10 protein-coding genes and 1 pseudogene are annotated in these 12,947 nt (G+C 67.2%); 5 read left to right on the plus strand and 6 right to left on the minus strand.

Going from position 1 to position 12,947, the window contains the following annotated elements:
* Positions 1 to 74: 74 nt before the first annotated feature.
* The 4 genes from ACNR9O_RS15745 (at position 75) to ACNR9O_RS15760 (ending at position 4,656) form a co-directional block, all read left to right on the plus strand.
* Positions 75 to 647 carry a response regulator transcription factor gene (locus tag ACNR9O_RS15745; protein ID WP_473687171.1) on the plus strand — a complete coding sequence of 191 codons (573 nt, stop codon included), beginning with the start codon at positions 75 to 77 and terminating at the stop codon, positions 645 to 647.
* 82 nt (positions 648 to 729) lie between these two features.
* The gene (locus tag ACNR9O_RS15750; RefSeq protein ID WP_473687169.1) at positions 730 to 3,000 is read left to right on the plus strand and encodes a TonB-dependent receptor; all 2,271 of its coding nucleotides are present in this window, start codon (positions 730 to 732) and stop codon (positions 2,998 to 3,000) included.
* Positions 3,001 to 3,013: 13 nt separating this feature from the next.
* Positions 3,014 to 4,195: a sialidase family protein gene (locus ACNR9O_RS15755; RefSeq protein WP_473687167.1), complete on the plus strand. Its 1,182-nt coding sequence runs from the start codon at positions 3,014 to 3,016 to the stop codon at positions 4,193 to 4,195.
* Positions 4,192 to 4,656, plus strand: a complete 465-nt coding sequence (locus ACNR9O_RS15760; RefSeq protein ID WP_473687165.1) for a thioredoxin domain-containing protein — start codon at positions 4,192 to 4,194, stop codon at positions 4,654 to 4,656. Before ACNR9O_RS15755 ends, ACNR9O_RS15760 begins: the two co-directional genes overlap by 4 nt.
* Here the strand turns inward: ACNR9O_RS15760 and ACNR9O_RS15765 are convergent.
* From ACNR9O_RS15765 to ACNR9O_RS15780, 4 genes are all read right to left on the minus strand, one after another.
* A complete protein-coding gene (locus tag ACNR9O_RS15765) occupies positions 4,596 to 6,761 on the minus strand; it encodes a DUF6311 domain-containing protein (RefSeq protein WP_473687163.1) in 2,166 nt (721 codons plus the stop codon). The genes ACNR9O_RS15760 and ACNR9O_RS15765 overlap by 61 nt on opposite strands.
* Before the next feature lie 24 nt (positions 6,762 to 6,785).
* Positions 6,786 to 7,772 carry an isoaspartyl peptidase/L-asparaginase family protein gene (locus ACNR9O_RS15770; protein ID WP_473687161.1) on the minus strand — a complete coding sequence of 329 codons (987 nt, stop codon included), beginning with the start codon at positions 7,770 to 7,772 and terminating at the stop codon, positions 6,786 to 6,788.
* A gap of 148 nt (positions 7,773 to 7,920) precedes the next feature.
* Entirely contained in the window at positions 7,921 to 9,264 is a 1,344-nt protein-coding gene (locus ACNR9O_RS15775) for a M56 family metallopeptidase (protein ID WP_473700653.1), read from the minus strand.
* Entirely contained in the window at positions 9,212 to 9,583 is a 372-nt protein-coding gene (locus tag ACNR9O_RS15780) for a BlaI/MecI/CopY family transcriptional regulator (RefSeq protein WP_473687157.1), read from the minus strand. Before ACNR9O_RS15780 ends, ACNR9O_RS15775 begins: the two co-directional genes overlap by 53 nt.
* Before the next feature lie 161 nt (positions 9,584 to 9,744).
* On the opposite strand from ACNR9O_RS15780, the gene ACNR9O_RS15785 reads away from it, so the two are divergent.
* The gene (locus ACNR9O_RS15785; protein ID WP_473700654.1) at positions 9,745 to 11,100 is read left to right on the plus strand and encodes a 3-oxoacid CoA-transferase; all 1,356 of its coding nucleotides are present in this window, start codon (positions 9,745 to 9,747) and stop codon (positions 11,098 to 11,100) included.
* A gap of 49 nt (positions 11,101 to 11,149) precedes the next feature.
* Here the strand turns inward: ACNR9O_RS15785 and ACNR9O_RS15790 are convergent, their stop codons facing one another.
* Both ACNR9O_RS15790 and ACNR9O_RS15795 read right to left on the minus strand, forming a co-directional pair.
* Entirely contained in the window at positions 11,150 to 12,127 is a 978-nt protein-coding gene (locus tag ACNR9O_RS15790; protein WP_473687155.1) for a sensor histidine kinase, read from the minus strand.
* A 109-nt stretch (positions 12,128 to 12,236) separates the two neighbouring features.
* Positions 12,237 to 12,935: pseudogene (locus ACNR9O_RS15795) on the minus strand (response regulator transcription factor); the annotation flags it as partial.
* Positions 12,936 to 12,947 lie beyond the last annotated feature (12 nt).

Genomic DNA, 12,947 nt, shown 5'->3' on the forward strand with positions numbered 1-12,947 from the left:
ACACTTCGCCGCGCCCCCGGGCCTGCCGGTCAGGCTTGCGCGACAATACGCCCAGCACCCGTCCCGGAGGCCTCATGACCGACCAGCCCGCCCAGCCCCTGCTCATCATCGACGACGACGTGACTTTCGCGCGCGTCCTGGCCCGGGCCTTGAGCTCGCGCGGTTTCGAAGTCATCACCGCCGGCACCGCCGATGAGGCGCGCGCGCTGACTCGCCGCCATCATCCGCGCTATTGCGTGCTGGACCTGAAACTGGGCGAAGAGAACGGCCTGCGCCTGATTCCCGAACTGCGCTCGCTGGTGCCGGAGATGCGCGTGCTGCTGCTCACCGGCTATGCCTCCATTGCCACCGCGGTCGAGGCGATCAAGCGCGGCGCGCACGATTACCTGGCCAAACCGGTAGATGCCGACGCGGTGGTGCGCGCCCTGCTCGACGGCGACACCGCCCCGGCCATCGACGATGACGTGCTGGACGCGCCCGAAGCTCCGCTGGCATTGCGTCGCCTGGAGTGGGAACACATCCAGCGCGTGCTTACCGAATGCGACGGCAACATCTCCGAGACCGCCCGCCGGCTCGGCATGCACCGCCGCACCTTGCAGCGCAAGCTGAGCAAGCATCCGGTGCGCGAGCGTCCCGACCAGGAATGACCCGGCGGCGCTGCGACAACACGCCACCTTTCTCGTCACCGTGCCGCGGCTATCCTGCCAACCCTTGACCAGGGTCCAGGGTATGCCATTGAACCGTCCGCACCGCCGCCGTGCGCTTCCGCTGGCCCTGGCCGGGCTGCTTGCCGCTCCCGCCTTCGCCGGCCCTCAGCAGACCGCTGCGCCTGCCACGCTCGACGCTGTCCACGTCCATGCCAGCGACACGCAGGTCACGGAAACGCCCGCGGTGCAGGTGCGGGTCACCCGCGAGCAATTGCAAAAGCGCAATGTCACCGACAGCTCCGATGCGCTGAAGTACGCGCCCAATCTGCAGGTGCGCAAGCGCTATATCGGCGATCCCAACGCGGTGATCAGCGGCCGCAACGCCGGCACGCTGCAGAGCGCGCGCAGCCTGGTCTATGCCGATGGCCTGCTGCTGTCCAACCTGATGACCAACGGTTATGACGGCGCCCCGCGCTGGGGCATGGTCGCGCCGGAGGAAATCGGCGCCGTGGACGTGCTGTACGGCCCCTACTCCGCGCTCTATCCCGGCAATTCGCTCGGCACCACGGTGCTGATTCACACGCGCCTGCCGGAACAGCTGGTCGCCAGCGCCAGCGCGCAGTTCATGAGCCAGGACTTCAGCGATCGCTACGGCACCGGCGGCCATTACAACGGCCGCAACCTGGCCGCCACGCTGGGCAACAAGCAAGGCCGCTGGAGCTGGATGCTCACGCTCAACAAGCTCGACAACGACGGCCAGCCGATGCAGTACGCCACGGCCACCGCCGGCGGCAATGCCGCGCGCGCCGTGCCGGTGCAGGGCGCGACGCTGGATCGCAATCCAAATGGCAGTCCGCGCCTGGTCTATGGCGCCAATACTATCGAGCACACCGAGCAGACCCAGGCCAAGCTCAAGATCGGCGTGGATCTCACCGATCACATCGCCGCGCTGTTCACGCTCGGCTACTGGCACAACCATGCGGACGACCGCACGCGCAGCCTGATCCGCGATGCCGCCGGCCAACCGGTCTACAGTGGCGTGATCAATGCCTACGGCCGCACCTGGACCTTGCCCGTCAGCGGCCTGGCGCCGTCGGCGACGCGCGAGACGCACGCGCTCTACGGCCTGGAATTGAACGGCCGCTTCGACAACGGCTGGCGCTGGACCGCGGTCGGCAGCAAATACGACTTCGTGCGCTCGCAGACGCACAGCGCCAGCCTCGCGCCGCCCGTCGGGCCGCTCGGCGGTCCGGGCACCGTCGCCGATCTCGGCGGTTCCGGCTGGGAAACCTGGGACCTGCGCAGCTCCGGCCCGCTCGGCGACAAGCACATGCTCTACGCCGGCCTGCACGGCGACCGCTACGTGCTGGATTCGAACGTGCGCAAGGCCAGCGACTGGCGCGGCGATGCCGACGGTCCGCGGCAAAGCGCCTTCGGCGGACGCACTCGTACCTATGCCGCCTACGTGCAGGACGTGTGGAGTTTCGCGCCGGCCTGGGCGCTCACGCTCGGCGGCCGCTGGGAACAATGGCGTGCCTATGACGGCCTGCGCGCCAACGCGGCCACCGCAAAACGCTACGCCGACCGCCAGCGCACCGACTTCTCGCCGAAAGCCGCGCTCGCCTGGGACTTCGCCCAGGACTGGCAACTGCGCCTCGCCAGCGGCAAGGCGGTGCGCTACCCGACGGTGAACGAGCTGTTCCAGGGCAGCCTTTCCGCCAATGCCATCGTCAATAGCAACCCCGACCTGCGCCCCGAGCGAGACTGGTCCACCGATCTCACGCTGCTGCGCCAGCTGGCCAATGGACATTGGCGCATCTCGGTGTTCCAGGACCGTATCGCCGATTCGCTCTACTCGCAGACCGACATTACCGTCACACCTACCGTCACCAATATCCAGAACGTGGGCAAGGTGCGCATGCGCGGCATCGAGGCCGAGCTTGCGCTCAAGGATGTCTGGGTCAGCGGCCTGGACCTGCAGGCCAGCGTCGCGCTCAATCGCGCCAAGACGCTGGAAGACCGCCAGTACCCGCTCGCCGATGGCAAGTGGTTTCCGCGCATCCCCAAGGTGCGCGCCACGTTCGTCGCCGACTACCGCTTCGCGCCGGACTGGGACGCTTCACTGGCCGTGCGCCACTCCGGCCGCCAGTACGGCACGCTCGACAACAGCGATTTCGTGAACACCTATGGCGCGGTCAGCCACTTCACCGTGGCGGACGCGAAACTGCGCTGGAAGTTCGCGCCACAATGGACCGCCTCGGCCGGCGTGGACAACCTCACGAATGAGCATTACTGGGTCTACCATCCCTACGCCGGCCGCACCTGGTTCGGCGAAGTCCGCTGGGACTACTGACGGAAACCGCGCCATGCGCAAACACCTCGCCTTGCTGTTCTGCCTGCTCGCCCCAGCCGTGTCCGCGCACGAAGGACACGACATGCACACGGGCATGGCGATGCCCAAGGGTCCGGATCTCGGGGCCAGCGCCGCCATCGACGCCAAGGGCCGGCTGTGGCTGGTCGATGCCGCGGACGGCCACGTGCGCCTGCGCCATTCGGACGATTTCGGCCGGACCTTGAGCGCGCCGACGCCGGTGAACGTCGAGGCTGAGCCGATCTACGCGGAGGGCGAAAACCGCCCGAAGATCGCTTTCGGCTCGAAGGGCGAGCTCTACGTCAGCTGGTCGCAGCCACGCGCGAAACCGTGGACCGGCTTCGTGCGCTTCGCGCGCTCTATCGACGATGGCGCGCATTTCTCCGCGCCCATCACCGTGCATCATGACCGCGCCGAGATCACCCATCGCTTCGACGCGATGGCGGTGGATGGCCAGGGCCGCATCGTGATGGCATGGATCGACAAGCGCGACCTGGAAGCGGCCACCGCCAAGGGCAAGCCGTATCTGGGCGCCGCCATCTACACCAGCGTCTCCACCGACGGCGGCAAGACCTTCTCCGCCGAACGCAAGCTCGCCGATGAGACCTGCGAGTGCTGCCGCATCGCGATGGCGCTCACGCCGCAGGGCGAAGTCGCCGCGTTCTACCGCAGCATCTTCGGCGACAACATCCGCGACCACGCCTACGCCGTACTGCATGCCGACGGCCGCCCGCTCGAACCGCAGCGCGCCACCTTCGACGACTGGCACATCGCCGGTTGCCCGCATCACGGCCCGGGGCTGGCCATCGACGCGGACGGCGTGCGCCACGCCGTGTGGTACGAGGCCAAGGACAAGCCTGCCATCCGCTATGGCCAGCTCGAACCGGGCAAAGCACCGACCCATCTGCAGACCATGGCCGGCCCCGGCGCCAGCCATGCGGACATCGCCGTCAACGGCAAGCAGGTCTGGGTCGTGTGGAATCAGGTCGGCGCACAGGGCGCCGCGCTGATGCTGCGCGAATCGCGCGACGGCGGCCTGCATTTCGACGAAGCGCGCGGCATCGCCAACACGCCCGGCGCAGCGGCGTCGCCACAACTGCTGCTTTGGCAGGGCCGCGCCTTCGCCGCGTGGAACACCGCCGCCGGCTTCCGCCTGGTGCCGACGGAGGCACTGTGATCGGCCGCCTGCTGCTCGCCTGCGCATTGGCCCTGCCACTGTCCGCACAAGCCGGGGCACCGAGCGCGCTGAACGCCGAAGATGTGCCCGCGCTGCTCAAACCGCCGACGCACGGCGTGCGCGTGCTCGCGCTGTGGTCGCTGGATTGCGCCTATTGCGAACCCAACCTGCAGGCGCTGGCGAAACTGCAGCGCGCGCATCCGCGCGACATGGAATTGATCGCCATTGCCACCGACAGCCTCGACCAGCGCGATGCCATCGCCACCCGCCTGCACGATGCCGGCGTGGAAGCGCTGCCTGCGCGTGCTTATGCCGACGCCACGCCGGAGCGCATCAACTACCTGATCGATCCGGACTGGGGCGGCGAGCTGCCGCGCACGCTGGTGATCCGCGCCAATGGTCAGCGCACGGCAGTCAGCGGTGCACTGACGGCTTCGGTCTTGCGCGCCATCGCGCCCTGAGCGGGCGCCTCCAGCGACAGCTTGTCCAGCGCGATGACCGGCCGGCGACGTTCGGATGCCGGCGTCGTCCGCAGGACGACTTCATGGAAGCCCCGCGTCTGCGTTCCCGCGGAAATCAGCAGGCGCAACTGCCGGCACGAACCGTCGCCCCAGGTGCACGCCGCCAATGGCAAGTCGCCCATCAAGGCCTCGATGCGCAGACCGTTGGCCTCCGCTTGGTCGATGGCATGGAAGTCGAGGATCAGCACTCGATCCTTGTCGCGCGGCACGAACAACGTCGCGCGCGCGCCCTCCATGCCGGCACTGTTGGCCTCCTGTCGCCAACCCTCGCCCAGCAGTGGCTGCGCGGGCATGCCTTCGCCCACGCCGGAGGCAAATGGCAGCGACAGGACCGAACCCGCATGCTGCGCGCTGCCGCGCAGATCTGTCGCGCCCGCCGGCAATGTACCGGTCCAACCGGGCGCATAGACGCGATAGCCGTCCAGCTTGAACAAGGCGTCGCCGGGCCGCGCCGCGATGTCGGCCAGATCCGTGTACGGCTCGTCGACGACATACAGCGTGCCATCTTCCGGCCGGCCCTTGAGCAGGCCGATGCGCTGCGCAGTCCTCGCACGGTTGAAGGATTTCCAGTCGACACGCGCCAGCTGCACCGCATCGGTACCCATCCCGTGCCGCTGCGCGTAGAACGCGAGCGGTTCCCAGCCTGGTGCGAGCACGCGGGTCGGCAGCAGGCGCACACGCCGGTAGCGGGTGGCCGCGGCGTCCCAGAATCCGCCGGTCAGTGATACCCCGGCCGCCTGGTCCGCACGCGCCAGCTGCATGGCGCGCAGGTTTCTCACGCCAGCCTGGATGTCCACGGCCTGCAGTACCGCAAGCACCGCCAGCACGGCCACGAGCATGCGCGGCCGCAGCGCACGGGCCAGAACGAAAAAGGCGGCGGCCAGCAGCAGGTAGTACATCACCCAGAACAGCCGTCCGGTCGCCTGCACGGGCGAATGGGCCAGCCGCATCTCCAGACCGAAAGGCAGCGACAGATGCCATTGCGCCTGGCCGAACCCGATCGTGTTGGTGATCGCCAGCAGCGTAAACACCACGGCGAGCGTCCACAGCGGCCAGCGGATCGCCGGCCGCTCGGCCGATCGCCTGCGCACGAACAGCCATAGCAGCGCAGCCGCGACGCACAGGCCGATCCCGCCCAGCCCCAGGTAATTGAAGCCTTCGTATTCGCCGCCGCCGCCCGTGGGCGCGTTCCATCCCAGCGCCGACCAGCCGCCGCCATTGATCGGCGCCAGCAGGTTCATCTTGTAGAACCCGTAGCCATCCGCCTGCGCGGATTTTCCCGGCACCAGAAAGAACCCGGCGAGCCATGCCACGGCCGAAGTGAGCGCCGGTACCAGCACGATTTCCTTCAGCGGTACGGCCGCCCACCCCGTATTCCCCGCGCGGCGATCTTCGAGGATCCGGCGCAGGACATCCGCTGCCCAGATGCCTGCCACCATCAGGAACACATAGGCATGGATCAGAAAGCTCATCGGCACCAGCGCGAGCCACGCGGCCATCGAGCGGCGCCCTTGCAGCGATCCGCGCAGGTAAAGGTAGAGCGCGGCCAGCAACGGCCAGTGCGCGAACAGCGCGAGATGTCCGCCCAGGCGCTGAAGCATCGGTGGCGCAAGCACGAAGAACACCAGGCCGCACGCCTTCGCCCACCGGTTCTCCGTCGCCAGGCCGAGCAGGCGCCAGGCGAACCAGGCCTGCAGGATGAAGCACGCCAGCAGCCACACGCCGAAGTACTGGAACGGTTCCGGCAACCAGGCCGCCAGCAGCTTGAACGGCATGGCCAGCAGCGGAACCGAATCGGAGTAGAGCACCGACGAGTGGAACTCCAGCCCGTACGAAGGACTTGCGCCGAAAGGCAGCATCCACCGGTCGTGCCGATAGAAGGCCCAGCCGAGGTAACTCTGCGCGAGATCGCCCTGGGCAAGCCAGCGGATGTTGCCGAAGGACAAGCCGCCGCCGCCCATCACGATCCAGCAGGCGGCCAGGCCGAACAAGCAGGGAATCAACGCCTCCGCGCAAGCGCGGAGGCTGGGTTTACGGATAGGCACGTCCCTGGGCTTCCCTATATCGGCTTACGGATGGTTGTCGGACGCCGGCAACGGATCGCCCGCACCATCATCCTCGTCGCCGTAGATCGCCACGTGCGCGACGCCGTCGGCGCCCATCCAGCCACGGAACATGCCGTCGGTGTTGAACGGCATCGCCAGATTGCCGCTGGCGTCCAGCGCAATGGCGCCGCCGTTGCCGCCCATGGAAGGGATTTCCTGATTGATCACTTCGGCCGCGGCGCGCTTGAGCGGCACGCGCATCTGCGTCACGCGCATGCAGATCTCGTGCGCGGCGACGGTGCGGATATAGAACTCGCCCCAACCCGTGCCGGATACCGCGCAGCCGCTGTTGGCATAGGTGCCGGCGCCGATCAGCGGCGAATCGCCGACGCGGCCCCAGCGCTTGTTGGTCATGCCGCCGGTGGACGTGCCCGCGGCCAGGTGGCCTTCGCTGTCCAGCGCCACCGCGCCAACCGTACCGAAGTGCTTGGCGGTTTCCACGTCTTCGTGTGGGCGGTGCTCGGCGTCTTCCTTCAGCGCCTTCTGCAACTGCTGCCAGCGCTCTTCAGTGCGGAAGTACGACGGATCGACCAGCTCCACGCCATTGTCTTTCGCGAATGCCTCGGCACCGTCGCCGACCAGCATCACGTGCGGGCTCTTGTCCATCACCGCGCGCGCCAGCAGGATCGGATTCTTCACGCGATGCACGCCGGCGATCGCGCCAGCCTTGAGCGTGTTGCCATCCATCACCGCGGCATCCAGCTCGTTCTTGCCGTCGTGGGTGAATACCGCGCCCTTGCCCGCGTTGAAGTTCGGATCGTTCTCCAGCGCGGTGATCGCCGCCGTCACCGCATCCATCGCCGGCTTGCCCGCCTTGAGCTGGGCGTAGCCGTTCTGCAGTGCCTGCGTGAGCGCGGCACGCACGGCCTTTTCCCGGGCCGGACTCATGTCGCGCTTGATCACGCCGGCGCCGCCATGGATCACCAGCACCGGCGTCGTGGCATGGCTCATGGCGGACGCTCCGAGGACGGCAAGGGCGGCAAACAGGCGATGCAACTTCACGGTCGTTCTCCCCGGGATGGTCGCGGGCGAGTATAGCCAGGGGAGCGGCCGTACTCAGCCGAATGTCGCTTGCGGCCGCCCCTTTTTACGGACGAGCTCAACCGGCCTGCGCAATCCGGGCCTTCTCGCGCGCGGGACAGCCCGCTCTTGGCGTGATGTCGATGGCGTATCGATGCTTGCCGTCGAGCGCCATGCCTTCCACATGTGACGCCGAGTCCAAGGTGCCTCGCAGCTCAGGCCTGGCCAGCGACGCACCGGCACCGTCCTTCAGATCCAATGCCATACGGACATGCCCTTCCTGATCCGGAACAGCCGTGGCGTCGAGCGACCAGACATGCACGCTCACGCTGCCTTTCTCTCCCGGTTTCATGCACAAGGCCAGGCTGGCCTTGTCGGCGTGCCGCCGGCTGCCGTCGTCGCCGACGACGTCGACGGCCATGTCCAACTGGTATTCGTTCGCGACGGTCGCGGGCAGTGACCGAGCGGTCGATGCGGGCGCCGTCGCCGCATAGACAAAGCCGGATATCGCGGCGCAGGCACCAAGCATGGCGACGAACCCCGCACGACGAACGAGCGGACCGGGCAAAGGCAGATTCAACATGGCAATACGCTCCGAAAGTGGATGACGGGACGACCAAGAACAACCGGTAGGCAAGGCGAATGTCGCCTGCGGGGTTTTCAGCATTGCCAGCGCATAACTGCGCCGCCGACCGGCAAAACGGCGCAGGACGCGGGCGTCGCAGGCCAGTTCCTGATCCATGCGGAAGGCGCGCAGCGCCCACCAAGCCACAAGGCCCGGCCAGCAACACGCGGTGAAGACCAAGGCGCAAAGTGCCCACCATCCGTCCCGCCTTTCCGCGTGGGCTACTTCATGCGCAAGCACGAGCTCGCGCTCATGGGTCGTGTAGCGCTGTTCGAAGTCCCCCGGCAGGACGATGACGGGGCGCCATGCGCCAACCATCGACGGACCGACGGATGAGGAGATCGCGCGAATCACCGGCCATCGCCCATCAGGCATGACATAGCGGGTCGCATGACGCAGCTGCCGCGTATAGGCGCGCTGTGCCAAGCACGCGGCAAGCAGGATGATCACGACGCCAACCGCCCAGCCCCACAGCAGTGCAACATGCGCTTCGTTCTCTCCAGATCGGGTCGCCGCTGCCACTACCGGTCCGGCGGCGACGCGCCGCACTGCATCGGGCAGCGCGAATATCGCTGCGCTCGTCGAATGCGGCCACTGGCTGGCCAGCAGCGCGAACGGTGGCAGCAGCCAGAGCAGGAATGCCCGTTCCGCCCCTAGCCAGCGCCGACACGTCCGCCTCAAGGCGGCGACGGCGGCCATGCCGGCACATGCCGCCAGCTGTGCTATCCAAAGATGTGCCAGTCCATCAGAGCTGGTCATCGTCCAGCCCCTCCAGCAGCTTGCGCAGCTCGGCGACATCCTTGCGGCTCAACTTCCGCTGCTCCGAGAAATGCGCCACCAGCGGCGCGATGCGTCCGTCGAACAGCCGGTCCAGCAACCCCTTGCTCTCCTGCGACACGTACTGCTCGCGCGTCAGCCGTGGCGCGTAGAGATAACGCCGCCCTTCGCGCTCGGCCTTCACCGCTTTCTTTTTCAGCAGCCGGTTGAGCAGCGATTTCACCGTGCCCTCCTGCCATCCCTGCTGCGGCCCCACCTCGGCCAGGATCTCCTCGGCGCTGCGCGGCGCCTGGCGCCACAGCACCTCCATCACCACCGCTTCGGCTTCGCTGATCGACACGGCAAGGCTCCGTTTACATACGTAATCGCAATTACGATTACATGCGTAAACGAAATCGTCAAGCCGTTCCAGGAAACCCGGCTGCGACCTTGGTACAGCATGAGCCGCCATCGTTCCGTCGTATCCTAGGCAGCTGGCTCTCCCTGCTAGAAGGCATCGCAATGGACAAGGTTTACGCAAGCGCGGCGCAGGCTCTTGACGGGCTGCTGTTCGACGACATGACTATCGCCGCCGGCGGCTTCGGCCTGTGCGGCATTCCCGAGAACCTGATCGGCGCGCTGCTCGCGGCAGGTACCAAGGGGCTGACCATCGTCGGCAACAACGCCGGCGTGGATGATTTCGGCATGGGTCCGCTGCTCAAGACCCGCCAGGTCAAGCGCGTGTATGCCTCCTACGTGGGAGAGAACAAGGAGTTCGAGCGCCAGGTGCTGGCCGGCGAACTGGAGCTGCATCTGGTGCCGCAGGGCACCCTCGCCGAGAAGCTGCGCGCCGGCGGCGCCGGCATCCCCGGCTTCTACACGCGCACCGCCTTCGGCACCAAGCTGGCCGAGGGCAAGGAGACCAAGGTCTTCGACGGCAAGGAATACGTGCTGGAAGAAGCCATCCATGCCGACGTCTCCATCGTCAAGGCGTGGAAGGGCGATCGCCTGGGCAACCTCGTGTTCCGCAAGACCGCGCGCAACTTCAATCCGATGATCGCTACCTGCGGCAAGATCTGCGTCGCCGAAGTGGAGGAACTGGTCGAGGTGGGCACGCTGGAGCCGGACCAGATCCACGTCCCCGGCATCTACGTCGACCGCATCATCCAGGGCCCGTCGTACGAGAAGCGCATCGAATTCCGCACCATCGCCGGCGCCAACACCGGCAAGGAAAGCCCGATCCGCATCGCCATGGCGCAGCGCGCGGCGAAGGAACTGCAGGACGGCTTCTACGTCAACCTCGGCATCGGCATCCCGACGCTGGTTGCCAACTACATCCCGGCGGGCATCGACGTCACGCTGCAATCGGAGAACGGCCTGCTCGGCATCGGCCCGTTCCCGGACGACGCGCACGTCGACCCGGACCTGATCAATGCCGGCAAGCAGACCATCACCTCCCTGCCCGGCTCGAGCTTCTTCTCCAGCGCCGAATCGTTCGCGATGATCCGCGGCGGCCATATCGACCTGTCCATCCTCGGCGGCCTCGAAGTGTCCTGCACCGGCGATCTCGCCAACTGGATGGTGCCGGGCAAGATGGTCAAGGGGCCCGGCGGCGCGATGGACCTGGTCAGCGGCGTGAAGCGCGTGGTGGTGCTGATGGAGCACACCGCGAAAGACGGTTCGCCCAAGATCAAGAACCAGTGCGACCTGCCGCTCACCGGCAAGCAGGTGGTGGATCTGATCATCACCGACCTGTGCGTGTTCGAGGTCCAGAAGGGCAAGGGCCTCACCCTGATCGAGCTGCAGGACGGCGTCACGGTGGAAGAGGTGAAGGCGAAGACGGGCTGCGATTTCGCGGTGGCGTCGACGCTTGGCTGAAAACCTGGACCGCAGGTTGGGGTACGCCTTCGGCGCACCCCGACCTGTGTCAGGTGTTGCTCACTGGCAGCGGTTGCGGAAACCTTATTCGCGCCACGTGCTGATCCCCGTCGCGCGTCTGCAGCTCCATCGGCCAGGCGAAGCGTTCGCTGATGCGCTGCGCGATCGCCAGCTCGAAACCGTGGCGATCCACCTTGTCCGGCCCCATCGCCACCCGATTGGTCACCGTCACCGCGCCGGGGTGCACGGTGATCACGATGGTGCCCTCCTCCGCTTGCTGGCACGCATTGCGGATCAGCTGCCAGCACAACACCGCGAACACGCGCGGCGAACCGTGCAGGGCGAAGCGCGCCGGCTCTTCCAATTGCAGCGTCACGGGGCGCCCTTCCAGCAGCTCGCGCACATCGCGCAGCTCGCGCTCCAGCACGTCGTTGACGACGAAGTCTTCTTCGGTGAGGCCCTTGTCCGACTCGCGCGCGAGGATCAGCAACGCTTCCACCAAGGCTTCCATCTCGCGCGTGGCGCGCTTGATGCGTTGAACGGAGCGCTGGCCGAACTCGCCCAGCGCATCCTCGTCGGCCAGCATGTCGGCCGACATCTTGATCACCGTGAGCGGGCTGCGCAGCTCATGGCTGGCATCGCGGGTGAAATTGCGCTCGCGCTGGTTGTAGCCGGCGATGCGGCTGGCGAAGCCGTACAGGCCTTCAGCCAGCGTCGCGACATCCGCGTCGGTGCGCTGGGGCAGTTCGCCCGGCGACCATTCGCCCGCCTTGCGCTCATCCCAGGCCCGCACCGCCCTGGCCAGCCGGCGCACCTGCCGCCATTGCAGCCGTGCGATCAGCCAGGACAGCAGCGCAACCAGCACGATCGCTCCCAGCACCGCCGGCACCGGAAGCATGTCCGCAATGCCAAGCACGCACACGACGCCCACCGCCACGGCCTGCAGGCCGAACACCCAGGCCATGCGGCGATGAAAGGCGCCGCGGCGGACCACGTCCGCCGCCGTCGGTGAAAGCGCTGCGACCATCGAGCTACTTCGAGAAGGCCACCTTGGATGCGGAACCCGCCTCCAGCGTCGGCCGCGGCAGACCGCCCGACAGACCACCGGACTTGGACCCCGATCCAGGCGTCTCCGCGTCGAGATCGGCCAGGCGGTAGCCGGCCGAATGGATGGTGTGCAGCAAGGCACGGTCGAAGGGCTTATCGATCACGCGGCGCAGGTTGTACAGGTGCGAGCGCAGCGTGTCCGAATCCGGCAGCGTATCGCCCCAGATCTCCCGCTCGATGTCGCGCCGGCTCACCACCCGCGGCGATTCGCGCATCAGGATCGCCAGCAGCTTCAGGCCGATCGGCGACACGGTCAGCTCCTTGCCGCCGCGGGTCAGCCGCAGCGTGGCCGTGTCCAGCGTCATGTCGCCCACGGTAAGCACCTCGGTGGACACCTGGCGGCGGTCGCGGCGGATCAGCGCGCGCAGGCGCGCTTCCAGCTCGCGCACCTCGAACGGTTTAACCAGGTAGTCGTCGGCGCCCGATTCGAGGCCGACCAGCTTGTCCTCGAGAGTGTCTCGCGCGGTCAGCATCAGCACCGGCGTGGATTTCTTCGCCTCCTTGCGCAGCTTGCGGCACACCTCCAGGCCATCCATGCCCGGCAGCATCAGGTCCAGCACCACCACGTCGTAGCTGTTGGTCACCGCCAGATGCAGCGCGCTCACCCCGTCGGAGGCGTAATCGACCGAGTAACCCCGACGCTCCAGGAATTCGCCGACCATCTCGGCGATCTGACGGTTGTCCTCGACCAGCAGGATCAAACCAGATTGTTCGTCGCGTGAACTCATCCTTACCTCCCA

It is taken from the genome of Dyella sp. CR10 (assembly GCF_055814425.1).

Bases quoted from the DNA above. Each gene is read 5' to 3' on its own strand.
- ACNR9O_RS15745 (WP_473687171.1), top strand. From the start codon at position 75: ATGACCGACCAGCCCGCCCAGCCCCTGCTCATCATCGACGACGACGTG.
- ACNR9O_RS15750 (WP_473687169.1), top strand. From the start codon at position 730: ATGCCATTGAACCGTCCGCACCGCCGCCGTGCGCTTCCGCTGGCCCTG.
- ACNR9O_RS15755 (WP_473687167.1), top strand. From the start codon at position 3,014: ATGCGCAAACACCTCGCCTTGCTGTTCTGCCTGCTCGCCCCAGCCGTG.
- ACNR9O_RS15770 (WP_473687161.1), bottom strand. From the start codon at position 7,772: ATGAGCCATGCCACGACGCCGGTGCTGGTGATCCATGGCGGCGCCGGC.
- ACNR9O_RS15775 (WP_473700653.1), bottom strand. From the start codon at position 9,264: ATGTCGCCGAGCTGCGCAAGCTGCTGGAGGGGCTGGACGATGACCAGC.
- ACNR9O_RS15785 (WP_473700654.1), top strand. From the start codon at position 9,745: ATGGACAAGGTTTACGCAAGCGCGGCGCAGGCTCTTGACGGGCTGCTG.
- ACNR9O_RS15790 (WP_473687155.1), bottom strand. From the start codon at position 12,127: ATGGTCGCAGCGCTTTCACCGACGGCGGCGGACGTGGTCCGCCGCGGC.